Genomic DNA, 23535 nt, shown 5'->3' with positions numbered 1-23535 from the left:
AGATGCTTTTAAAGAAACAAACGGTCTGGCTATTAACAATGCTGAGTTTGGTGGTTGTATTATCTGTATATTATGTAACATCTCCGGAGCAAAAAGGCAGTGACCTTGCTGCAATGGAAGAAAAGGCAGAGGAAGAAATGGAATCAGTTGAAAGTGAAGATGGCAAGGCGATCATTACAAACACTGCCAGTGATGAAATGTTTGAAACTCTGCGCCTTCAGCTTGACGATGAGCGCAGCCGCATGAAGGAGGATCTTACAGCGGTCCTAGGTCAAACAGATCTTCCGGCTGAAGAAAGAATGAAGGCAAAAGATCAAATTGATGAATTAAATGAAATCGCTCAAAAAGAAGCGATGCTTGAAACATTAATCAGAGCGATGGATTATGAAGATGTACTTGTCCGTGCTGATGGCAAGAAGGTTCAAATTACGGTTAAGGCAAAAGATCATTCAGCTTCCGCTGCAAATAATATCATTCAGGAAGTAAGGAACGAAATTGGGCAGCTTGAGGCAGTAGCCGTTGAATTCCAGGTTGAAAAGTAAAAGATATAGAGGGAGCCTGCAAAATTCCTGCGGGCTCCCTTTATAATTTTATTTAGCAGTTTGGTAACTTTTTTATATAAGTGCATAATATAAAAGTCCTGTCTATGTAAGAAATTTGGCTGGATTTCGTGTAAATTCCCTGAAACATTTCACAAAAAATTAGAAAAATATTAAAATAAAACAAAGGATGGATAGAGAAATTATTATCCAGTACATAATAGGATGTTGAAGTTTTATAAGGTCTTATCGTATGATATTAGTATCTAGTCATAATTAAATCATGCAGAACATTCCTGCCGTATGTTCTAATTCTTTGCAGCAAAAGTATATATACGGATCAAATGGATTGTCATGCATTGAGAAAACAAGGGGTGCCAAAATGTTAAAAGTACAAGAAATCCGTGAACTGATTAAATTGGTTGATCAGTCAAATATTGATGAATTTGTATATGAGCATGAAGGTTCAAAAATTAAAATGAAGAAAAAAGGCAATGAAGCAGCCGTTGTTCAGCAAGTTCAGCCGGCAGCTGTTCAAGCGTTAGCTCCTGCTCCGCAGCCAGTCCAGCCAGCTGCTGTAAAAGTGGATGAGCCAAAAGCAGAAGCGCCGGCGCAGGCACCACAGGGTGATGCCGCGGAAGATTTACATAAGATTGTTTCACCAATGGTAGGGACCTTTTATCAATCATCTTCACCTGATGCCGATGCATATGTAAAAGCCGGCTCTAAGGTTACAAAAGATTCCATTGTCTGCATTGTAGAAGCAATGAAGTTATTTAATGAAATTGAAGCAGAAGTCAATGGTGAAATTGTAGAAGTGCTTGTAAAAGACGGCCAGTTAGTAGAATATGGCCAGCCACTATTTTTAGTAAAGCCTGAATAAGGAGCGGTTACAGATGATCAAAAAACTCTTGATTGCCAACAGAGGAGAAATAGCGGTCCGCATCATTAGGGCAGCCCGCGAGATGGGGATAGAATCTGTAGCTGTATTTTCAGAAGCTGACAGGGAAGCACTCCATGTTCAGCTGGCCGATGAGGCTTACTGCATTGGCCCGACAGCTTCAAAGGACAGCTATTTGAATTTTACCAATATAATTAGTGTCGCCAAGCTTACAGGCTGTGACGCCATCCATCCAGGTTATGGATTCCTAGCTGAAAATGCGGACTTTGCTGAACTGTGCAGAGAATGCAATATTATCTTTGTCGGCCCGACTCCAGAAGCCATCAGCAAAATGGGTACAAAGGATATTGCAAGGGAAACCATGAAGGAAGCAGGAGTACCGATTGTTCCTGGCTCCAACGGAATCATAAAGGATGCAGAAGATGCTATTCAGCTTGCTGAAAAGATTGAATATCCGGTAATTATTAAAGCGACTGCTGGCGGAGGCGGGAAAGGAATCCGTGTAGCGCGCAATGAGCAAGAGCTTATTAAAGGAATTACGATCACTCAGCAGGAAGCATTAACTGCGTTCGGAAATCCTGGCGTTTATATTGAGAAATATATAGAGGACTTCCGCCATGTTGAAATCCAGGTTCTTGCAGACAATTACGGGAACACCGTTCATCTCGGAGAAAGGGATTGTTCCATTCAAAGGCGTCTGCAAAAGTTGCTGGAGGAAACGCCTTCACCTGCCCTTGACGGTGAAACACGCGAAGAAATGGGAAATGCAGCAGTTAAAGCAGCAAAAGCAGTTGATTATACAGGAGCTGGCACGATAGAATTTATATACGATTATCAAAATCGCAAATTCTATTTCATGGAAATGAACACGCGTATCCAGGTGGAGCATCCTGTTACAGAAATGGTTACAGGGGTCGATTTAATCAAGGAGCAAATTAAGGTTGCTTCAGGTGAAAAGCTTAATTTCACACAGAGCGATGTTACATTTAGCGGCTGGTCGATCGAATGCAGAATTAATGCGGAAAACCCGGAGAAGAACTTTATGCCATCAGCAGGAAAAATCAATATGTATCTTCCTCCTGGCGGGCTGGGTGTCAGAGTGGACTCTGCTGCCTACCCGGGCTATATGATTCCTCCATATTACGATTCAATGATTGCAAAAGTGATCACTTACGGCAATACTAGAGAAGAAGCTATTTCCCGAATGAAAAGGGCATTAAGTGAATTTGTAGTGGAAGGGGTTCATACAACAATCCCATTCCACCTCAAGCTCCTAAGCCACGAAAAATTTGTGGAAGGGCAGTTTAATACGAAATTTCTTGAATTGCACGATGTAATGAATTCTTAAAGACTTGTGGAGGTGCTGAAATGAGCGAAAATAATATTCTCGAAATGAGCCCTGAAAATTCTGGCCTTGGCAAGGTGGAAATTGCACCGGAAGTTATTGAGGTTATTGCCGGCATTGCTGCTTCAGAAGTAGAAGGCGTAGCGCAAATGCGCGGAAACTTTGCTACAGGAGTGGTTGAAAGGCTCGGTAAAAAGAACCATGGAAAAGGCGTTAAAGTCGAATTAACAGAAGATGGAATCAAAGTTGATGTATATTGTCTGATGAAATTCGGCGTGTCCATTCCAAGCGTTGCCCAAAAAATTCAGGATAACATCCGTCAGGCCCTCCTGAATATGACAGCCCTGGACGCCCAGGAAGTAAACATTCACGTAGTAGGAATCATGTTTGAAAACCAAAAGCATGAGGTCGAATACGAACAGGAAATGTAACGCACCATCAAGCCAAAGACATAAAACTCGTCTTTGGCTTTTCTCATGGTTCATTCTCTTCATCATTCACTCCTTAAGACGTTATAAAGGAGTTTTTAAAGGGAAAATTAATCTTATAAGTTTCCATGCCTAAAATCATGTCTCTGCTCAAACATAATGCTCATGTTGTAGTGCGAAGATTCCTTACTTATGCTATTATCTTCTTATGCATTTTTTGGACGTGCAAATGCTCAAAAATGAAAATTACTATGTTAGCCATAAAGGAGTTTTAAAAAGATGAAGAGAAGAACAGCCAGAGAAAAAGCATTGCAGGCTTTATTTCAGATTGATGTAAGTCAGACAGAACCGGAGACCGCCATCGATCACGTTTTAGAGGGTGAAAAAAGCGATGAGTACCTGAACAAACTAGTCTCAGGTGTCCTGCAGCATAAAGAAACAATTGATGGCGAAATCAAAGGATTTCTTGAAAAATGGACGATGGAGAGGCTTGCTACTGTAGACCGCAATCTTCTGCGCTTATCCGTTTTTGAGCTGCTGTACTTGGCGGAGGAAGTGCCAGCCAATGTGGTGATCGATGAAGCAATAGAAATCGCCAAACTTTACGGTGATGATCAGTCAAGCAAGTTTATTAATGGTGTTTTATCAAAGGTAAAAGAAAAGCTCTAAAAAACATTAGAATTCTGACTCACACTGGATGTGCTGGCACTATCTAGATGCAAGCGAGCCGGCAGTCCTTATCATAGGCGCTTCCGAGTTCCTGATAGGGGGATAAAAATGGCTGCAGAATTAATAGATGGAAAAGAAATTGCAAGAAAGAAACAGGATCATATCGGCTCAGAAGTGCAAAAGCTGAAGGCGGCAGGGATCACGCCAGGCCTGGCCGTTATTTTAGCGGGGAATAATCAGGCGTCCAGAACATATGTGAAAAACAAGCAGAAAACCTGCGATAAGCTGGGCATGAATTCTATGCTTATTGAACTTCCCGAAAGCGTCAGCGAGCAAGAGCTTATCAGAAAAATCACAGAGTTAAACGAAAGTGATGATATTCATGGAATCCTTGTCCAGCTGCCGCTCCCAAGCCATATTAATGAAAAAGCCATCATCGAGACCATATCTCCTGACAAAGATGTTGATGGGTTTCATCCCATAAATATTGGCAGGATGATGACAGCTCAGGATGCATATATCCCTTGTACTCCCGCAGGGATCATTGAAATGCTGGATAGCATTGGTGCAGACATTTCCGGAAAGCATGTAGTGGTTATTGGCAGAAGCAACATTGTAGGGAAGCCCGCAGGGCAGCTGTTCCTTAATGAAGACGCTACTGTCACATACTGCCATTCGAAAACGGCTGATCTGAAGGAATATACAAAGCGGGCGGATATACTGGTGGCTGCAGCAGGGAAAGCGAAATTAATCACAGAAGACCATATTAAAAATGGCGCAATCGTGATAGATGTCGGCATGAATCGAAATGAGGAAGGAAAGCTTTGCGGCGATGTTGATTTCGAGGCAGTTAAGCACAAAGCAGGATTTATTACTCCTGTTCCAGGCGGAGTGGGACCGATGACAATTACCATGTTAATGCATAATACGTTAAAGGCAGCAAAGTCTTCCATTAGCAAAACCCAAAAGTAATGGCCGCCAGAGATGCAAAATCTGTCCATTTCCATTATCCTGTATTTAGGAAACCTGTCATGCAGGTATAAGCATGCGGGCTGAATGGAAGGACAGTTTTTTTGCGTTATTGCTCTGGGTGAGATGCAATGCAGCTTCAGCATAAAGGAGATTGTTATGAAGGAACAGCAGTATCTGACAGTAAACGCACTGACCAAATACATAAAAAGAAAATTTGATGCCGACCCTCATTTGCAAAATATTTTGGTTAAGGGAGAAATCTCAAACTTTAAACAGCATTCAAGCGGCCATATGTATTTCACTTTAAAGGATGAGAAAGCCCGAATTTTAGCCGTAATGTTTGCAGGAAATGCGAGAACCATGAAATTTAGGCCAGAGAATGGCATGAAAGTTTTAGTTCGCGGAGCCATTTCCGTTTATGATTCCAGCGGGCAATATCAAATATACGTACAGGAAATGCAGCCGGACGGGATTGGTGAACTTTATCTGGCTTATGAACAGCTTAAAGAAAAACTTGAGAAAGAAGGATTCTTTTCGCCTGCACATAAAAAAGATATCCCGCGTTATCCAAGAACAGTTGCTGTTATCACATCCCCTACTGGAGCTGCAATCAGAGATATTCTGACAACGCTCAAAAGGCGCTATCCGATTGCGAACATACTTATATACCCTGCGCTTGTTCAGGGTAACCAGGCAGCTCCCTCTATTGTGAAAGCGATAACTGAAGCTAATTCCTCTGGGGATGCCGATGTCTTAATCATCGGCCGGGGCGGAGGCTCCATTGAAGAGCTTTGGGCCTTTAATGAAGAAGCTGTAGCCAGGGCAATATTCATGTCCGAAATACCTATTATTTCAGCTGTCGGCCATGAAACGGATTTTACAATAGCAGATTTTGTTGCAGATTTAAGGGCCCCCACCCCAACGGGAGCTGCAGAGATGGCAGTTCCGCATATTGATGACTTGACGGAAAGGCTTTTCAACAGGCAATCAAGGCTGATAAGAGCGATGAAAGAACAAGTTGCACTGCAAAATGAAAGGCTTCTAAGGGTGCAGAAATCATACGCTTTCCGGTACCCGCAAAAATTGTATGAACAAAAAATGGAACAGCTGGATAAAGTGACCGAACAGCTAATGCGAGGGTCAAGCAGGCTGCATGATTTAAAGCTGGAGCAGGCAGAAAACCTGCAAAAAAGGCTGGTTCGGAGTCATCCTGGACAGCTAAAGGATCAGGCTAAAGAAAAAAATGATCGGCTTCATAAGCTTTTAAACAGAACAATGGCAAATATCCTGGCTGCAAAAGAAAAGGACTTTGCGAGGGTCATTTCAACCCTCGAGGCGCTCAGTCCTCTTAAAATTATGGATAGAGGCTATAGCCTTGCTTATACAGAAAAGGAAACCCTAATAAAGACCGTGTCCCAAGTTAAAGCGGATGATATGATAAAATTGAAGGTGTCTGATGGAACCATTGAATGCAAGGTAACGGATATTGAGGAGTGAATGGCATGGCGAATGAAAAACAACTTTCATTTGAACAAGCGATGGAAGAACTTGAAGTTATTGTAGAAAAGCTTGAAGAGGGAGATGTTCCCCTTGAAGAGGCTATAAATATTTATAAAAAAGGCATGGAGCTATCAAAATTATGTCATGATAAGCTTAAAAACGTGGAATCACAGCTTACGGAAATACTGACGGAGGATGGCCGTAAAGCGAACTTCGCCATTCCGGAGGAGGAATAATCTTGCAGCAATCCTTAAGTTCTTTCTCTGAACTGCATAAACAGAAACTGGAAATCCATTTAAAGGATTACGTAAATAAATTGAAAGCTCCTCCTGAGATCAAGGAATCGATGCTGTATTCACTTGAAGCCGGGGGAAAGCGGATCAGGCCAATGCTGTTATTTGCTTCATTGGCTGCTTTTGGCGAGGATACGTCGAAAGGGTTGTGGACTGCGGCGGCGATTGAGATGGTCCATACATATTCGCTCATTCACGATGACTTGCCAAGCATGGATAATGACGATTTAAGAAGAGGCAAACCGACCAACCATAAAGTATTTGGAGAAGCATTCGCCATTCTGGCAGGCGATGCCTTGCTTACTTACAGCTTCCAAACAATTACGGAAACACCTGACGAATTTGCTTCAGCCGAAACAAAGCTGTCTTTAATTAAAGAGCTGTCGAAAGCTTCCGGTGCTGAGGGGATGGTTGGCGGCCAGGCAGCAGACATTAAAGGAGAAGGCAAGCAGCTGGGATTAGAGGATCTTGAGTACATCCACGTGCATAAAACCGGCAAATTGCTGGAATGCAGTGTTGTATCAGGAGCAATTTTGGCAAATGCCAGTCAGGAAACACTTCGGGCTCTATCTGCTTTTGCCTATCACCTGGGACTGGCTTTTCAAATCAGGGATGATATCCTCGACCTTGAAGGGACAGAGGAGATAATTGGGAAGCCTGTTGGCAGTGATGAATCAAAAAATAAAAGCACCTATCCATCTCTTCTTACAATAAATGGGGCGAAAGAGGCGCTTGAAAACCATATCAGATCTGCAAAAGAAAAGCTGAGGGAAACAGGCCTTCAAACAGAGCTGCTGGAAGAAATAACAGATCTAATTGCAAACAGGGACCACTAATTATATGTATAACCGCTGGTCTTGCCGCTGTACTTTTGTATCAGCGGCATTTGCTGTTTAATAAAATGATGGTCTTCAATGTGTATATTTTGGTATCATAGGAATTGCTGCCAGAGGAGCTTGCACATTTTTTCCTGTGCATGCATTGGCCAGCGGCAGAGACACATCGAGAAAGCATATTCTGAAGCTGTTTAATATGAAAAGCATTTGGAAAATCTCCTGTAATAAGGTAATCTTAAGATACTATCTTTTAGACAGGCTAGACGCTGTAATAATTAGGCTTTGGTTTGTTGAGGCTTATACCAACACTGCCTAACATTACGTAAAAAGAAAACGGACGAATAAGAAACGAAAGTGAGTGGTCCGCAGTATGGATCTGTTATCAATTAAAGACCCTTCCTTCTTAAAAGGGCTCTCGAATAAAGAATTGGAAAGTTTGAGTCAGGATATCCGCACTTTCCTAATAGAAAAGCTTTCAGGCACAGGCGGGCATATTGGCCCTAATCTTGGAGTTGTTGAGCTGACTGTTGCATTGCATAAATGTTTTGACAGTCCGAAGGATAAAATTATCTGGGATGTCGGACATCAGTCGTACGTCCATAAAATTCTTACGGGCCGTGCGTGTCAATTCGATACTTTAAGACAATATAAAGGTCTTTGCGGTTTTCCAAAAATGATTGAAAGCGAGCACGATGTATGGGAAACGGGGCACAGCTCCACTTCTTTATCAGCTGCGATGGGAATGGCTATTGCCAGAGACTTGAAAAAAGAGAATAATTATGTCATTCCCGTAATTGGGGATGGTGCCTTAACAGGCGGGATGGCTTTAGAAGCCTTAAACCATATCGGTCATGAAAAAAAGGATATGATCGTCATATTAAATGATAATGAAATGTCAATTGCCCCTAATGTAGGTGCTCTTCACAATGTACTTGGAAGGTTAAGGACCGCAGGCAAGTATAATTGGGTAAAAGATGAACTTGAATATTTATTAAAAAAGGTTCCGGCAGTCGGCGGTAAATTGGCCTCAACTGCTGAAAGACTGAAAGATAGCCTAAAGTATCTGTTTGTGTCAGGCATGTTCTTCGAAGAATTAGGTTTTACCTATTTGGGACCTGTCGATGGGCATAACTATGAAGCCTTATTCGAGAACCTTGCTTATGCAAAGAAAACAGAAGGCCCAGTGCTTCTCCATGTTATAACGAAAAAAGGCAAAGGCTATCACCCTGCCGAAAGCGACAAGATTGGCACATGGCATGGTACAGGCCCTTATAAAATGGAGACAGGCGACTTTGTGAAACCTGCAAGTACACCGCCTGCATGGAGCAAGCTTGTCTCCGAAACCGTCAGGGAGCTTGCGAGAGAAGATGAAAGAATCGTTGCAATTACTCCTGCAATGCCTGTTGGCTCGAAGCTTGAAGGCTTTGCAAGTGAATTTCCGGATAGGATGTACGATGTTGGTATTGCTGAACAGCACGCAGCAACGGTAGCTGCCGGGCTGGCAACCCAAAACATGAAGCCGTTTCTTGCGATTTATTCTACTTTCCTGCAGCGTGCTTATGACCAGGTCGTACACGATATTGCACGCCAGAACTTGAATGTATTTATCGGAATAGACCGGGCAGGACTTGTGGGTGCAGATGGTGAAACCCATCAGGGTGTATTCGATATTGCGTTTTTAAGGCATTTGCCGAATATGGTATTGATGATGCCAAAAGATGAAAATGAAGGCCAGCATATGGTAAAAACAGCTATAGAATATAATGATGGCCCTATTGCTATGCGTTTCCCGCGCGGAAATGGCATAGGAGTGCCTATGGATACAGAACTTAAGCCAATTCCAATTGGAACATGGGAAGTTCTGCGCGATGGCAATGACGGAGCGATTTTAACCTTTGGGACAACCATTCCAATGGCTTTGAAGGCAGCTCAACTCCTGGAGAAAGAGGGACACAACATTAAAGTCATTAATGCAAGGTTTATTAAGCCGCTTGATGAAAAGATGCTGCATGAATTGTTCGCAGCCAATATGCCTATTCTCACTATAGAAGAAGCTGTGCTGCAGGGTGGCTTTGGAAGTGCAATTCTTGAATATGCACACGAATATGGCTTCCATCATGCCGAAATCGACCGTATGGGGATACCTGATAAATTTATTGAGCATGGCAGTGTAAATGAACTATTGGAAGAAATCGGGATGACTGCAGAAGATGCTGTTGAGAAAATGGGAAAACTGGCAAGAAAAAAACAAAAAAGGGCTTAAAGAATGAAAACAAAGAAAGAACGATTAGACGTTTTATTAGTTGAAAGAGGTCTTGCTGAGACAAGAGAAAAAGCGAAAAGAGCCGTTATGGCCGGCCTGGTGTTCAGCAATGAAAGCAGGCTGGATAAGCCGGGCGAGAAGGTTAGTGCAGACATTCCGCTGACTTTAAAGGGGAAGGTCATGCCTTATGTCAGCCGCGGAGGATTAAAGCTTGAGAAAGCTCTAAAAGTTTTTGATTTAGAAATCGAAGGCAAGATCCTCCTTGACATCGGATCCTCAACCGGGGGCTTCACAGATTGTGCCCTGCAGAATGGCGCCAAAATGTCTTATGCTTTAGATGTCGGATATAATCAGCTTGCCTGGAAATTAAGGCAGGATGAACGGGTAGTTGTAATGGAAAGGACCAATTTCAGGTATGTAACCCCAGCCGACCTTTCAGCCGGTATGCCTGACTTTGCGTCCATTGATGTTTCGTTCATCTCTCTAAAGCTTATATTGCCTGTATTAAAAACGCTGCTGGTTCCTGGCAGTGACACAGTTGCCCTAGTGAAACCGCAGTTTGAAGCTGGACGGGAACAGGTTGGGAAAAAGGGGATTGTCAGAGATCCTAAAATACATGAAGCCGTGATTGATAAAATTATCGAATTTGCACTGGGCCTCGGCTATGACGTCAAGGACGTTTCCTTTTCACCCATTACAGGCGGAGACGGCAACATAGAATTTCTCCTCCATCTGTATTGGTCAGGCAGCAAAGAAGAAGGAGAAAACCTTCTTAAAGCCCGGACAGATGAGATTGTAAAAGAAGCCCATGCCGAACTGAAAACGAAGCAGGTTAAAGAAGAGGAATAGGCTTACTGCCTGTTCCTTTTTTTAAAAGGAATTTGTCGACTTTCAACGAATTATAATAAATAATATACGGGAAAAATTGTACTTTATTGAGAAAATCAGCTAACATTAGAGTACAAAACACTTTAAATTAATTTTTTTCTGTCTGCTGTCAAGCGGCTGATTATAGAGGTGAAGAAATGAATAAAGGGCAAAGACATATAAAAATTCGGGAAATTATTACAAATAACGATATTGAAACACAGGATGACCTGGTGGATGAATTGAAAAACGCCGGGTTTAATGTAACCCAGGCGACTGTCTCAAGAGATATTAAAGAGCTTCACCTGGTAAAAGTTCCATTAATGGACGGCAGGTACAAATACAGTCTTCCGGCGGATCAGCGTTTCAATCCGCTGCAAAAGCTTAAAAGAAATTTAATGGATGCCTTTGTTAGAGTGGATACTGCAGGACATCTCCTTGTTATGAAGACTCTTCCCGGCAATGCCATGGCTATTGGCGCACTTATTGATAACCTTGACTGGGAAGAGATTCTGGGAACAATCTGCGGGGATGACACATGCCTGATCATATGTAAAACCCCAGAAGATACAGAAGCAATTTCAAATCGGTTTCTTGAAATGCTGTAGATAACTTTTCTAGCTGCGAGCGCCATTGCTTCAAGGTCTTAAGCCGATATCCGGGCGTTCTGGGCTTTTCTTAAAAGATAAGAAAGTATAAATTCTGAAGTTAGATAACTGTCTAGCTCCAGCGCCTACCCCCTCGAGGTGTCGGGGGTGGGCAAGGCGCTTGCGCTTTTCTTATGAGGTGATATGATTGTTAAACGAAATATCCATACGAAATTTTGCCATAATCGAAGCCCTTTCTGTCTCATTTGAAAAGGGCTTAACTGTTTTAACTGGTGAAACCGGAGCAGGGAAGTCCATCATTATCGATGCCATTCACTTGCTGGCTGGAGGCAGGGGATCTGCAGAATTTGTCCGCCATGGTGAAGATAAGGCTGAAATTGAGGGGCTTTTTATCCTGGATGATCCTAAACATCCTTGCTATAAAAGGTCTGCTGAATTTGGGATAGAGATTGAAGATGGAATGATTGTTCTCCGCAGGGATATATCAAAGACAGGAAAAAGCGTCTGCAGAGTGAACGGAAAACTTGTCACTATTTCTGTATTGAGAGAAATCGGAAGTTCGCTTATTGATATACACGGTCAGCATGAACATCAGGAATTAATGGATGAAACCTTTCATCTTCCTCTCCTCGATCAGTTTGGAGGATCCAAAATATCCGCTGCCTTAACTGAATACCACGATATCTATAGGTTATATGAAAGTACTCTGAAAAAGCTTAAGAATTTAAGTGAGAATGAACAGCAAATGGCGCATCGGCTTGATCTAATTCAATTTCAGCTGGATGAAATTCAGTCGGCTCAGCTGAAATTGAACGAAGATGAAGATTTGATTGAAGAAAAGAGCAGGCTTTCCAATTATGAACGTATTTTTGATTCTCTACAGTCAGGCTATAATGCCCTTCAAGGAGAACATAAAGGGCTTGATTGGATCGGAATGGTTATGGGCTATATGAATGATGCCGCTGAACTGGACTCTGCCTATAAAGAAATAGCGGAAAATGTGGCAAACAGTTTTTATTTGCTTGAAGATGCAGCCCGATCACTCCGCAATGAAATGGACTTTATGGAATATGATCCCCAAAGGCTTAATGAGATAGAAAGCAGATTGAATGAAATTAATGGGCTAAAGAGAAAATATGGAAAAACGGTTGAAGAAGTGCTGGAATACGCTGCAAAAATAGAAGAAGAAATTGAAACCCTGCAAAATAAAGAAACTCATATTGATAAGCTGCAAAAGGAAGTTGCTGCACTGAAAAAAGACCTTCTGGTTGAAGGAGAAGAATTGAGCAAGCTGCGCAGAAAATCTGCTCTTAAGCTTACCAAGTTAATTCATAAAGAGCTTAAGGAACTATATATGGAAAAGACAGTTTTTGAGGTCAGATTCTTTTCTGATCCCGAAGTCTTCCTAAAGAACGGAATTGACAGGGCGGAGTTCTACCTTTCCACCAATCCGGGAGAACCGCTCAAGCCGCTGTCTAAAATTGCATCAGGCGGGGAATTGTCCCGAATCATGCTTGCTTTAAAGAGCATATTTTCAAAACATCAGGGTGTCACAAGTATAATTTTCGATGAGGTAGACACAGGCGTGAGCGGCAGGGTTGCGCAAGCCATCGCGGAAAAGATTCATCACGTTTCCGTGGATTCACAGGTGCTGTGCATCTCTCATCTTCCGCAGGTTGCGGCCATGGCAGATACTCATTTATTCATTGCTAAAAACACAAAGGATGGGCGGACAAAAACAACAGTAAAACCGCTGACTGAGGATGAGAAAATCAAAGAAATCGGCCGTATGATTTCCGGAGTGGAAATTACTGATTTGACAAAAGAGCATGCGAAAGAGCTGCTGCATCTGGCTAATCAGCTAAAGTTATTTTGATCAATTATAAGGTCTGTTCCCATCAGCTGCACTATTAGAACTAATACCTTGAAAAGCTATCCAAAGCAGGATAGCTTTTTTTATGTGAATGGCTGTTATAAATGCCTTCGATGCAGGCAAAATTAAAGATGTAGCCATTTGACGTGGATGGACTAGAAGCGAGGAGAGTGAAAAATTTGACATATGATGTTTTACGCAAAATAATTGGTGGAATTCTCCTTGTTTCATTAATTGCTTTAGGTTTTTCCAAGCCTGTTCAGGAATATTTGCAAATACCTGCAAATATTACTCTTTTTGAAGGGCAGCAGCTGGACATTGCAAAGGCAGAAGCAGTGTCGGCTGGACTGTCCATAGATAATAAAAGTGTTTCACTTAAGGAAGATAACCATTCGATATCGGTTCATGCAAATGAAAATGGAAAAAATGAAATGCTTCTCGAGCTGGCAGGGTTTCCGATCAAGAAAGTTGATGTTAACGTCTTAAAAGATTTTAAAGTAATTCCAGGAGGCCAATCGATCGGGGTTAAACTGAATACAGTAGGCGTGTTAGTAGTTGGACACCATCAGGTTAATACGGCTGAAGGAAAAGCTTCGCCAGGCGAAACAGCCGGCATAAAAGTTGGAGATATCATTACAGAAATCAATGGAAAGAAAATAGAAAAGATGTCAGATGTTGCTCCCTTTGTTCAAGAAGCAGGCAAAAGCGGCAATCCGCTCCAAATCATCGTAAGCCGTGAAAGCGGAAAGGTGAAAACTGAGCTGACTCCCTTAAAAGAAAACGGGGAAGAAACCTATAAGCTTGGATTATATATACGTGACTCTGCAGCAGGCATTGGGACGATGACTTTCTATCACCCGGAATCAAAAAAATATGGAGCACTCGGCCATGTTATTTCCGATATGGATACAAAGAAGCCAATTGTGGTTGAAGACGGACAAATTGTCAGATCGACTGTTACTTCAATCGAAAAAGGCAGCAATGGCAATCCCGGTGAAAAACTTGCACGATTTTCCTCAGATAAAGAAATAATCGGGAATATTGTCAGGAACAGTCCTTTCGGAATATTCGGGGAATTAAACCGGGATATGAAGAACGGAATTTTTGACAAACCGATGCCTATAGCCTTATCCCATCAGGTAAAAGAGGGAGCTGCCCAAATTTTAACTGTGGTCGACAATGATGAAGTACAATTGTTCGATATTGAAATTGTCAGTACGATTCCGCAGAAGTTTCCGGCAACAAAAGGAATGGTCATAAAAGTGACGGATCAGAAGCTGCTTGATAAAACAGGCGGCATAGTCCAGGGGATGAGCGGAAGCCCGATTATCCAGGATGGCAAGATTATTGGAGCAGTGACACATGTATTTGTAAACGACCCTACTTCAGGATATGGTGTCCATATTGAATGGATGCTAAATGAAGCAGGCATCGATATATATGAAAAAGCTGAAGAAAAAGCATCCTAATACTTGAATGGAACAATTAAAAGGCGGGTAAAACCCGTCCTTTTTTTTGGCTGTTCTTGTACAGCGGAAATCAACAGGTCATATTATAGGCTAAACAAAACCTATGAGGAAACAGCCATAATTATGCTAAAATGAATGAAAACAAAGATTTTTCGACAAAAATACACGAATTGTAAAGAGTGTGACGAAATCGGTCGAAAACAGAAGAAAACAAAAGAATAAATGAGATTTAGTTGGTTTTTTAAGAAAATTTCAAAAAAGTAGAGGGATTTTTGTTGCATTGTCGAATTTCTCATTTAGAATAGAAAATAGATATCAAAAAGAGCGTGTTCGAAAATGAACATTCATTAAAGAGACCATAATTGGACCGAGGAGGAAAGTAAGTGAAGAAAATAAAAGTTTGTGTTGTGGATGATAATAGGGAACTGGTCGGGCTTTTAGAGGAATATATATCTTCCCAGGAAGACATGGAAGTTGCCGGTGTTGCTCATAATGGACAGGATTGCCTCGAAATATTAGAGCAGACACAGCCCGACGTTCTTGTATTGGATATCATCATGCCTCACTTGGATGGACTTGCTGTACTCGAAAAAATGAGAGATTTAAATTTGAATTCACTCCCTAATGTCATCATGCTTACTGCATTCGGACAGGAAGATGTCACCAAAAAGGCAGTGGATTTGGGAGCTTCTTACTTTATCCTTAAACCATTTGACATGGACAATTTGGCAAGCCATATACGTCAGGTCAGCGGAAAATCAAATTCATTTCTCCGCAAGCCCGCTCCATCTTACCGTACTCAGGCAGAAGCAAAGCCTAAGAACCTGGATGCCAGCATCACCAGCATCATCCATGAAATTGGCGTTCCTGCCCATATTAAAGGATACTTATATCTCCGTGAAGCAATTTCAATGGTGTACAATGATATAGAACTTCTCGGTTCCATTACAAAAGTGCTGTACCCCGATATAGCTAAGAAGTTTAATACTACGGCAAGCCGTGTGGAGCGTGCAATCCGCCATGCGATTGAAGTTGCGTGGAGCCGCGGTAATATTGATTCCATTTCCTCTCTTTTCGGATATACAGTCAGCATGACAAAAGCAAAGCCAACCAACTCGGAATTTATTGCAATGGTTGCAGATAAGCTGCGTCTGGAGCACAAAGCTTCTTGAAAGGGTAAGGACTTATAACAAAATCATTTATTTATTTTGCTGCGCTCCTTATGGGGCGTTTTTTATTATCCTCAAAACTCAGCGGAAACAAAAAAGTTCAGTTTGAAATTTTTCAAACTGAACTTTTTAATTTATTTTTTTTCTTCTTTCTCAAGCTCCATCATCTTTTGAATCAGAATGTGCTGAGGCATGTGCATGATTTGCTCAAGAGGAAGATTTAGTTTTTCAGCAAGCATTAATGCTGTTTCCGGTGATATCTGCAGCGGCTTCACTTTTATCCCCCACTAACTTATTTGGTTTTAAATCGTTCCTGAACTTTGTTTCTCTTTCGATCGCGATAAAGAATAAATCCTGCGATAAAGCCAAGACCTATGATTAAGAAAAGGAAACCTGAAACAAATTGAAGCCATAAATATGGAAATGGGCTTTGCAATACGCCAAAGACCATATCTCTCATTAATTTTATCCCATAGACAGCCAATATGCCTGGCAGGAGTAAAATTAATAAAGCAATTAGTCTAATCATAAAAAAATTCCCTTCAAATCGAATTACCTACCGAAATCATAAATCATTAAATAAATTTGTCAAGTGCCGTTGCTGTGCTAAAATAAAATCATGAAGAATGTTGCACGGAATAATGTGAAGCGTGCAAGAATTTTCAATGAAAGCAGGTAAAACAATGCAAACAGTAATGATTGTCGGTGCAGGAAAAGGCGGTACGTCCATCCTTAAAATAATAAAAGAAACGGCTGTTCTGGATGTAAAAGCAATGGTGGATATCGATCCGGATGCTGACGGGCTTCAGATTGCCAAAGAAAGCGACATCCCGATTGGCACTGATTGGCGTCATTTTATGGATCAAGATATTGATATCATTATTGAAGTTACCGGAAATGAACAAGTATTTATCGACATCAGGGAAGCCAGAAGCAAAAATACGGTCCTAATACCTGGAAGTGTAGCTTTTTTAATCGCGAAATTACTTGAAGAAAAGGAAGAGCTGATTTCAAAATTCAGAAATGAAACGTATAAGCATGATTTGATTTTTAATTCGACTGATGACGGAATGATAGTAATCAATAATCTTAGTGAGATTACAGTCTTTAATCGAAGTGCGGAGAGAATAACAGGAATTAAGAGGAAAGACGCTTTAGGAAAAAAAATTAATGAAGTCATTACGGACAGCATGCTTCCCAGAGTTATGGCGACAAGGAGAATTGAAGCGAATCAGGCAATGACTTTGGCAAATGGCCTGAAAATTATAACGACAAGAATACCGATGCTTGGAGAAAATAACGAATTAATGGGTGCATTTGCTGTTTTTAAGGACATAACAGAAGTAGTCTCGCTTGCGGAAGAAATTACGAATTTGAAAGAGATACAGACGATGCTTCAGGCGATTATTCAATCAAGTGAGGAAGCCATTTCCGTAGTTGATGAAAATGGGAAAGGGATTTTGATTAATCCGGCATATTCCAGGCTTACTGGCCTGGAAGAAGAAAAAGTGATCGGGAAGCCTGCCACAGCGGATATTTCCGAAGGTGAAAGTGTTCATATGAAGGTTCTTCAAACGAGAAGGGCGATGAGAGGTGTGGCCATGAGGGTCGGACCGAAAAGAAAGGATGTTATTGTAAATGTTGCGCCTGTCATTGTTGATGGAAAGTTAAAAGGAAGTGTTGGTGTTATTCACGACGTATCGGAAATTCAGAATCTGAACCGTGAATTAAGCCGGGCAAGACAGATTATCCGTACATTGGAAGCGAAATATTCATTTGAGGATATTATTGGAACATCTGAAGAGATGACGCTTGCAATTGAACAGGCAAGACTTGGAGCTAAAACTCCCGCTACCGTTTTGCTTAGAGGAGAATCAGGGACAGGCAAAGAATTGTTCGCCCACGCTATACATAATGCAAGCGACCGAAAATATAACAAGTTTATCAGGGTTAATTGCGCCGCGTTATCAGAGTCTCTTCTGGAAAGCGAATTATTCGGCTATGAAGAGGGGGCATTCTCGGGAGCAAAAAGAGGCGGTAAACGGGGTTTGTTTGAGGAAGCTGATAAAGGCAGTATCTTTCTGGATGAAATTGGCGAGCTGACAGCTAACACTCAGGCGAAACTGCTCAGGGTTCTTCAAGAACATGAAATTACAAGAGTTGGAGGGACCAAGCCTGTTTCAATAGATGTTCGTGTTATTGCTGCGACCAATGTGAATTTAGAAAAAGGAATTGCAGACGGCACCTTCAGGGAAGACTTATACTACAGGCTGAATAGAATGCCCATACATATTCCTTCATTAAGACGCAGGAAGGAGGATATTCCTCTTCTATGCAGCAGACTTATTCAAAAGATCAATCAGGAATATGGACGGAATGTAGAAGGTGTAACAGAACAAGCTGTTAATAAACTGATGGCTTATGATTGGCCGGGAAATGTGAGAGAACTTGATAATATCCTCGGCAGGGCCATTATTTTTATGAATTACAACGAAACGGAAATAGAGGAACGGCATATTCCGGATTTAATAGGTGCCAATAATCCGTTTCCGAGCGTTGAAACAAGTGAAGAAGCACAAACTAAAACCTTAACTCAGCTGGTAGAGCAGTATGAGGCAAAAATGATCAGACAAACACTTCACAAGCTGGATGGAAATAAAACCAAGACAGCTAAATCGCTTGGACTCTCAGTCAGGAATCTTTACTATAAATTGGAGAAATACGATATTGCAAAAGATGGCATGCAATAAATTTCATAGTGTGCAATTATTTGCGCGCTTTAGTTCGATGAATAAAGCGTTTTCACAGCATTTTTTAAGTTGGCACACTTCTTGCAAGAATAATAAACGGAAGAACATCAAGAAAAAGGCGTCGATTATTGTCTAGTGCAAGCAGCCTGCCCCCTCGTGGTGTCGGGGGTGGGCAAGGCGCCTGCGCTTTTCTTGTAAGGGGGTTGAACAGATGAAATTGGATTCGCTTCTAACGAAAGCAACCCAATATGGTGAGAAAACTGTAGCCGTAGCCGCAGCGGAAGACGAAGAAGTTCTCGAAGCAGTTGCTGAAGCAATTAAGCTGAACTTAGCAAGCTTTTTATTATTCGGAGATCAGGAAAAAATCCGCGAAATTATAAATCGGAATCATAGCGCAGCAGCTGAAAGCCCTAAGCTTGAAATCATTCATGCAGAATCGCCTGCTCAAGCTGCAGAATTGGCAGTCAGGGCTGTAAAAGAGCAGAAAGCCAATGTGCTGATGAAGGGAAATATCCCGACTGCAGGTATTTTAAAAGCTGTCTTAAATAAAGAATTCGGCTTAAGAACAGGTAATGTTTTATCACATGTGGCTGTATTTGAGGTTCCAGGTTTTGAACGATTTACGATTGTCACTGATGCAGCTATGAATATTGCACCGGACCTCAATCAAAAAGCACAAATCCTGAAAAATGCAGTTGAAATTGCAAGGAGCATAGGAATAGAAAAGCCTCTTGTAGCCCCGATTGCTGCAGTAGAGGTTGTTAATCCTGCTATGCAGGCAACTCTGGATGCATCAGCATTAACTCTTATGAACCAAAGGGGCCAGATAAAAGATTGTCTTGTCGACGGTCCTCTGGCTTTGGATAATGCAATTTCATTTGAAGCGGCTGAACATAAGGGGATCAAAAGCGAAGTTGCCGGACAGGCAGATATTTTATTAGTGCCGACTATAGAAGTTGGGAATACTTTATATAAATCACTTGTCTATTTTGCTAAAGCAAAAGTAGGAGCCGTTATTGCAGGTGCCAAAGCTCCGATCGTTCTTACTTCAAGAGCAGATTCGGCTGAAAGCAAGGTTTATTCACTGGCTTTAGCGATATGCTCAGCAAAGTAATGGGTTTGATAGAAATTAATTCATTCAGCATTTTCTAAATCGCAATTAAAAATTTATTAACAAAACGAACATATTACTTTTAAAAAATCCGGGGAGGAATTATAACATGGAAATCTTCAAATACCTAGAAACTTACGATTACGAACAAGTGGTGTTTTGCCAGGACAAACAATCAGGCTTAAAAGCTATTATTGCTATTCATGATACCACTTTAGGCCCAGCACTAGGCGGTACACGCATGTGGACTTATGAATCTGAAGAAGCAGCTATTGAGGATGCATTGCGCCTTGCACGCGGCATGACTTATAAGAATGCAGCAGCTGGTTTAAATCTTGGAGGCGGTAAAACAGTTATTATCGGCGATCCGCGCAAAGATAAAAACGAAGAAATGTTCCGTGCATTCGGACGCTATATCCAAGGTTTAAATGGACGTTACATTACTGCTGAGGACGTGGGTACTACTGTAGCTGATATGGACCTGATCCATGAGGAAACAGACTATGTAACAGGAATTTCACCTGCTTTCGGTTCTTCTGGCAACCCTTCACCAGTTACAGCTTATGGCGTATACAGAGGAATGAAGGCAGCAGCAAAGGCGGCATTCGGAACTGACTCTCTTGAAGGCAAAACAATTGCTGTTCAGGGTGTTGGAAACGTTGCGTTCAATCTTTGCCGCCATCTGCATGAAGAAGGTGCACAGCTGATTGTTACGGATATTAATAAAGAAGCAGTTCAGCGTGCAGTTGAAGAGTTCGGTGCTAAAGCAGTTGAACCGAATGAAATTTATGGAGTTGAATGTGATATTTATGCTCCTTGTGCTTTAGGTGCCACAGTTAATGATGATACAATTCCACAGCTGAAAGCAAAAGTAATCGCTGGAGCTGCCAACAATCAGCTTAAAGAAACACGCCACGGTGACTTAATCCATGAGATGGGCATCGTTTACGCTCCAGACTATGTAATTAATGCAGGCGGAGTTATTAATGTTGCAGATGAGCTGTACGGATACAACCGCGAACGTGCAATGAAAAAAGTTGAAACTGTATACAATAATATTGAAAAAGTTATTGAAATTGCTAAAAGGGATGGAATTCCGACATATAAAGCGGCTGACCGCATGGTTGAGGAAAGAATTGAAAGAATGCGTAATTCACGCGGACAATTCCTCCAAAATGGCCATCATATTCTAAGCCGCAGATAAGTTTCAGGGAGGACTATCTTTCCTGAAATGCAAAGCGCTGAATGGAATATTCAGCGTCTTTGCCTTTAAAAACAGAGTAGAAAAAATGCAGCGGAGTTATAGTACCTGAGTAAGAGTATGCTTTTACAAGGGAGATTTCCGCTCTTTATGGAGGTTTAAACGTGCTAGAACAAGAACATCGAATTCTCGTCATCAATCCGGGATCCACTTCAACTAAGATTGGAGTTTTCGATAATGAGATCTCTGTCCTGGAGAAGACATTGCGCCATGATGCAGATGTCATTAACTCTTATGAAAGTATTATCGATCAATATGAATTCCGCAAGCAGACCATTCTGGAAACACTGGATCATGAAGGAATCAATATCTCCAAATTAAGTGCAGTGTGCGGCCGTGGCGGTTTGCTGCGACCGATTGAAGGAGGCACATATTCAGTTAATGATGCAATGCTTGAGGATCTTCGTGCCGGTTTTGCTGGTCAGCATGCTTCTAACCTTGGCGGAATCCTGGCATATGAGATTGCTTCGGGTTTAAATATTCCTTCGTTCATTGTCGATCCGGTTGTGGTTGATGAATTGGATCCAATTGCCCGTATTTCAGGCTTTTCAATGATAGAGAGGAAAAGTATTTTCCATGCCTTAAATCAGAAAGCTGTTGCCAGGAGAGTAGCTAAAGAACTTGGGCTAAAGTACGAGGAGCTTAACCTGATCGTTACGCATATGGGCGGAGGTATTACTGTAGGCGCTCATAAAAAAGGCAGAGTAGTTGATGTTAATAACGGACTTCACGGAGACGGGCCATTCAGTCCGGAACGGGCAGGTACAGTACCTGCCGGTGATTTGGTGGGACTTTGCTACTCCGGCAGCTTTTATCGTGAAGAAGTGATGAAGAAGCTTGTTGGACAAGGCGGTCTCGTTGGTTACCTGGGAACAAATGATGCAGTAAAGGTTGAAAAGATGATTGAAAACGGAGATGAGAAAGCAAAGCTTGTCTACTCCGCAATGGCTTATCAGGTGGCTAAGGAAATCGGTTCTGCCAGTGCAGTGCTTGGCGGAAAGGTTGATGCCATTATCCTTACAGGCGGTCTTGCCTATGGCAAGGACTTTGTAAAAGAAATCAGTGAGCGGATTAACTGGATTGCAGATGTTATGGTGCAGCCTGGTGAAAATGAACTGCAGGCACTCGCAGAAGGCGCTCTTCGTGTCCTTCGCGGTGAAGAGACTGAAAAAGAATATCCTGGAAAAACAGCTGGCAAAGCAGCGTTGAAATAGAAGGGGGAAGCAACTTGGCACAGGAATATGATTTGGTGATTTTAGGTGGAGGCACAGGCGGTTATGTAGCAGCCATCCGTGCTTCACAGCTTGGTTTAAAAACGGCAATGGTTGAAAAAGGAAAACTTGGAGGGACTTGCCTTCACAAAGGCTGCATACCAAGCAAGGCTTTATTAAGAAGTGCTGAAGTGTTTGCTACCGCTAAGCACAGTGAAGATTTTGGCGTAATGACAAGTGATGTATCCATCAATTTCAGTAAGGTACAGGAAAGAAAAAATAAAATCGTTGATCAGCTTCATAAAGGTGTTCAGCACTTGATGAAGCAAGGCAAGATTGATGTTTTTGAAGGCACAGGCCGCATTCTTGGACCTTCTATTTTCTCTCCGATGCCAGGGACAATTTCTGTTGAAATGAACAATGGGGACGAAAATGAAATGCTTATCCCTAAAAATGTTATTGTAGCAACTGGATCACGTCCTCGTACCCTGCCAGGATTGGACATTGATGGACAACTTGTAATGACTTCGGATGAGGCTTTAGCTTTGGAAGAAGTGCCAAACTCCATTATTATTGTTGGAGGCGGAGTCATCGGCATCGAATGGGCATCAATGTTATCAGACTTTGGTGCTGATGTAACAGTAATCGAATATGCTGACCGCATTATTCCTACGGAAGATAAAGAAATTTCAAAAGAAATGCAGCGCCTTATGAAGAAAAAGGGAGTCAAAATTGTAACAGGAGCAAAAGTGCTTCCTGAAACCCTTCAGAAAGGCGAAGGAGTTACGATTTCAGCTGAAGTGAAAGGATCTCAGCAGGAATTCTCCGCCGAGAAATTGCTTGTTTCTGTGGGGCGTCAGGCAAATACAGAGGGCATTGGCATTGAAAATACTGACATTCAGATTGAAAAGGGATTTATTCTAGCAAATGAATACTTCCAGACAAAGGAATCCCATATCTATGCAATTGGTGACGTCATTGGCGGCCTACAGCTGGCGCATGTTGCTTCTCATGAAGGCATTGTAGCCGTGGAGCACATTGCCGGCCAGAATCCTTCTCCAATTGACTACAGCCTGGTTTCTAAATGCATTTACAGTTCACCTGAAGCGGCAAGCGTAGGATTAACAGAAGATGAAGCTAAAGAAAAAGGCCATAATGTCAAAACTGGCAAGTTCTCATTCCGGGCAATCGGAAAGGCACTGGTATTTGGTGAATCCGACGGCTTTGTCAAAATTGTGGCAGATAAAGATACCGATGATATCCTGGGTGTCCATATGATAGGCCCGCACGTAACAGACATGATTTCAGAAGCAGGCCTGGCGCGTGTTCTTGATGCAACTCCATGGGAAGTAGCACATACCATCCATCCTCATCCGACGTTATCTGAAGCAATCGGTGAAGCTGCCCTTGCAGTTGATGGAAAAGCTATCCACGGATAAAGTTCCAATTGAATAAATAGAAAAAGTCCAG

Annotated in this window: 22 protein-coding genes; 20 read left to right on the top strand and 2 right to left on the bottom strand. The window is 42.0% G+C overall.

The genetic code is table 11. From position 1 onward, the window contains the following. Positions 1–2 precede the first annotated feature (2 nt). From IRB79_RS21500 to spo0A, 15 genes are all read left to right on the top strand, one after another. Positions 3–542, top strand: a complete 540-nt coding sequence (locus IRB79_RS21500) for a SpoIIIAH-like family protein (protein ID WP_243504843.1) — start codon at positions 3–5, stop codon at positions 540–542. Positions 543–921: 379 nt separating this feature from the next. After that, entirely contained in the window at positions 922–1422 is a 501-nt protein-coding gene (gene accB, locus IRB79_RS21495) for an acetyl-CoA carboxylase biotin carboxyl carrier protein (protein WP_243504841.1), read from the top strand. A gap of 13 nt (positions 1423–1435) precedes the next feature. After that, the gene (accC, locus tag IRB79_RS21490; protein WP_243504839.1) at positions 1436–2788 is read left to right on the top strand and encodes an acetyl-CoA carboxylase biotin carboxylase subunit; all 1353 of its coding nucleotides are present in this window, start codon (positions 1436–1438) and stop codon (positions 2786–2788) included. A gap of 20 nt (positions 2789–2808) precedes the next feature. Continuing rightward, positions 2809–3216, top strand: a complete 408-nt coding sequence (locus tag IRB79_RS21485) for an Asp23/Gls24 family envelope stress response protein (RefSeq protein ID WP_221878321.1) — start codon at positions 2809–2811, stop codon at positions 3214–3216. A 276-nt stretch (positions 3217–3492) separates the two neighbouring features. Then, positions 3493–3882: a transcription antitermination factor NusB gene (nusB, locus tag IRB79_RS21480; RefSeq protein ID WP_243504837.1), complete on the top strand. Its 390-nt coding sequence runs from the start codon at positions 3493–3495 to the stop codon at positions 3880–3882. Positions 3883–3990: 108 nt separating this feature from the next. Beyond that, positions 3991–4854: a bifunctional methylenetetrahydrofolate dehydrogenase/methenyltetrahydrofolate cyclohydrolase FolD gene (folD, locus tag IRB79_RS21475; RefSeq protein ID WP_243504835.1), complete on the top strand. Its 864-nt coding sequence runs from the start codon at positions 3991–3993 to the stop codon at positions 4852–4854. Between the two features lie 156 nt (positions 4855–5010). Further along, positions 5011–6351 (top strand): exodeoxyribonuclease VII large subunit, encoded by a 1341-nt coding sequence (gene xseA, locus IRB79_RS21470; RefSeq protein WP_243504834.1) that lies wholly within the window; start codon positions 5011–5013, stop codon positions 6349–6351. A 5-nt stretch (positions 6352–6356) separates the two neighbouring features. Further along, the gene (xseB, locus tag IRB79_RS21465) at positions 6357–6590 is read left to right on the top strand and encodes an exodeoxyribonuclease VII small subunit (protein WP_221878317.1); all 234 of its coding nucleotides are present in this window, start codon (positions 6357–6359) and stop codon (positions 6588–6590) included. A 2-nt stretch (positions 6591–6592) separates the two neighbouring features. Further along, a complete protein-coding gene (locus IRB79_RS21460; RefSeq protein ID WP_243504832.1) occupies positions 6593–7483 on the top strand; it encodes a polyprenyl synthetase family protein in 891 nt (296 codons plus the stop codon). A 370-nt stretch (positions 7484–7853) separates the two neighbouring features. Then, positions 7854–9746, top strand: coding sequence for a 1-deoxy-D-xylulose-5-phosphate synthase (dxs, locus tag IRB79_RS21455; RefSeq protein ID WP_243504831.1), 1893 nt, complete (start codon positions 7854–7856; stop codon positions 9744–9746). Positions 9747–9749: 3 nt separating this feature from the next. Continuing rightward, positions 9750–10595 carry a TlyA family RNA methyltransferase gene (locus IRB79_RS21450; RefSeq protein ID WP_243504829.1) on the top strand — a complete coding sequence of 282 codons (846 nt, stop codon included), beginning with the start codon at positions 9750–9752 and terminating at the stop codon, positions 10593–10595. A 176-nt stretch (positions 10596–10771) separates the two neighbouring features. After that, positions 10772–11221 (top strand): transcriptional regulator AhrC/ArgR, encoded by a 450-nt coding sequence (gene ahrC / locus IRB79_RS21445; RefSeq protein WP_009332889.1) that lies wholly within the window; start codon positions 10772–10774, stop codon positions 11219–11221. A gap of 187 nt (positions 11222–11408) precedes the next feature. Further along, on the top strand, positions 11409–13097 hold the full coding sequence (recN, locus tag IRB79_RS21440; protein ID WP_243504827.1) for a DNA repair protein RecN: 1689 nt from the start codon (positions 11409–11411) through the stop codon (positions 13095–13097). A gap of 176 nt (positions 13098–13273) precedes the next feature. Beyond that, on the top strand, positions 13274–14563 hold the full coding sequence (spoIVB, locus tag IRB79_RS21435; RefSeq protein ID WP_243504826.1) for a SpoIVB peptidase: 1290 nt from the start codon (positions 13274–13276) through the stop codon (positions 14561–14563). Between the two features lie 383 nt (positions 14564–14946). Continuing rightward, positions 14947–15735, top strand: a complete 789-nt coding sequence (gene spo0A, locus IRB79_RS21430; protein ID WP_243504823.1) for a sporulation transcription factor Spo0A — start codon at positions 14947–14949, stop codon at positions 15733–15735. A 131-nt stretch (positions 15736–15866) separates the two neighbouring features. Here spo0A and IRB79_RS21425 read toward each other — a convergent pair whose 3' ends face one another. Beyond that, positions 15867–16007: a YycC family protein gene (locus IRB79_RS21425; RefSeq protein ID WP_243504822.1), complete on the bottom strand. Its 141-nt coding sequence runs from the start codon at positions 16005–16007 to the stop codon at positions 15867–15869. 17 nt (positions 16008–16024) lie between these two features. Continuing rightward, positions 16025–16261, bottom strand: coding sequence for a DUF2627 domain-containing protein (locus tag IRB79_RS21420; RefSeq protein ID WP_221878308.1), 237 nt, complete (start codon positions 16259–16261; stop codon positions 16025–16027). Positions 16262–16415: 154 nt separating this feature from the next. Here IRB79_RS21420 and IRB79_RS21415 point away from each other — a divergent pair, with 154 nt between their 5' ends. From IRB79_RS21415 to lpdA, 5 genes are all read left to right on the top strand, one after another. Beyond that, positions 16416–18482 carry a sigma-54 interaction domain-containing protein gene (locus tag IRB79_RS21415; protein WP_243504820.1) on the top strand — a complete coding sequence of 689 codons (2067 nt, stop codon included), beginning with the start codon at positions 16416–16418 and terminating at the stop codon, positions 18480–18482. A gap of 211 nt (positions 18483–18693) precedes the next feature. Then, positions 18694–19596 carry a phosphate butyryltransferase gene (yqiS, locus tag IRB79_RS21410; RefSeq protein WP_243504817.1) on the top strand — a complete coding sequence of 301 codons (903 nt, stop codon included), beginning with the start codon at positions 18694–18696 and terminating at the stop codon, positions 19594–19596. 106 nt (positions 19597–19702) lie between these two features. After that, on the top strand, positions 19703–20797 hold the full coding sequence (bcd, locus tag IRB79_RS21405; RefSeq protein ID WP_009332881.1) for a branched-chain amino acid dehydrogenase: 1095 nt from the start codon (positions 19703–19705) through the stop codon (positions 20795–20797). Positions 20798–20958: 161 nt separating this feature from the next. Beyond that, positions 20959–22068, top strand: coding sequence for a butyrate kinase (buk, locus tag IRB79_RS21400; RefSeq protein ID WP_243504814.1), 1110 nt, complete (start codon positions 20959–20961; stop codon positions 22066–22068). Positions 22069–22082: 14 nt separating this feature from the next. Beyond that, positions 22083–23504, top strand: a complete 1422-nt coding sequence (gene lpdA / locus IRB79_RS21395) for a dihydrolipoyl dehydrogenase (RefSeq protein WP_243504812.1) — start codon at positions 22083–22085, stop codon at positions 23502–23504. Positions 23505–23535 lie beyond the last annotated feature (31 nt).

This window comes from Cytobacillus oceanisediminis, from assembly GCF_022811925.1.
Classification (GTDB): Bacteria; Bacillota; Bacilli; order Bacillales; family Cytobacillaceae; genus Cytobacillus; species Cytobacillus oceanisediminis_D.
The sequence above is the reverse complement of the archived record's forward strand: the minus strand, read 5'-3'. Positions and strand labels throughout refer to the sequence as shown.

Bases quoted from the DNA above. Each gene is read 5' to 3' on its own strand.
- nusB (WP_243504837.1), top strand. From the start codon at position 3,493: ATGAAGAGAAGAACAGCCAGAGAAAAAGCATTGCAGGCTTTATTTCAG.
- folD (WP_243504835.1), top strand. From the start codon at position 3,991: ATGGCTGCAGAATTAATAGATGGAAAAGAAATTGCAAGAAAGAAACAG.
- IRB79_RS21420 (WP_221878308.1), bottom strand. From the start codon at position 16,261: ATGATTAGACTAATTGCTTTATTAATTTTACTCCTGCCAGGCATATTG.
- xseA (WP_243504834.1), top strand. From the start codon at position 5,011: ATGAAGGAACAGCAGTATCTGACAGTAAACGCACTGACCAAATACATA.
- IRB79_RS21415 (WP_243504820.1), top strand. From the start codon at position 16,416: ATGCAAACAGTAATGATTGTCGGTGCAGGAAAAGGCGGTACGTCCATC.
- xseB (WP_221878317.1), top strand. From the start codon at position 6,357: ATGGCGAATGAAAAACAACTTTCATTTGAACAAGCGATGGAAGAACTT.
- accB (WP_243504841.1), top strand. From the start codon at position 922: ATGTTAAAAGTACAAGAAATCCGTGAACTGATTAAATTGGTTGATCAG.
- yqiS (WP_243504817.1), top strand. From the start codon at position 18,694: ATGAAATTGGATTCGCTTCTAACGAAAGCAACCCAATATGGTGAGAAA.
- bcd (WP_009332881.1), top strand. From the start codon at position 19,703: ATGGAAATCTTCAAATACCTAGAAACTTACGATTACGAACAAGTGGTG.
- dxs (WP_243504831.1), top strand. From the start codon at position 7,854: ATGGATCTGTTATCAATTAAAGACCCTTCCTTCTTAAAAGGGCTCTCG.
- IRB79_RS21450 (WP_243504829.1), top strand. From the start codon at position 9,750: ATGAAAACAAAGAAAGAACGATTAGACGTTTTATTAGTTGAAAGAGGT.
- ahrC (WP_009332889.1), top strand. From the start codon at position 10,772: ATGAATAAAGGGCAAAGACATATAAAAATTCGGGAAATTATTACAAAT.
- accC (WP_243504839.1), top strand. From the start codon at position 1,436: ATGATCAAAAAACTCTTGATTGCCAACAGAGGAGAAATAGCGGTCCGC.
- IRB79_RS21485 (WP_221878321.1), top strand. From the start codon at position 2,809: ATGAGCGAAAATAATATTCTCGAAATGAGCCCTGAAAATTCTGGCCTT.
- IRB79_RS21500 (WP_243504843.1), top strand. From the start codon at position 3: ATGCTTTTAAAGAAACAAACGGTCTGGCTATTAACAATGCTGAGTTTG.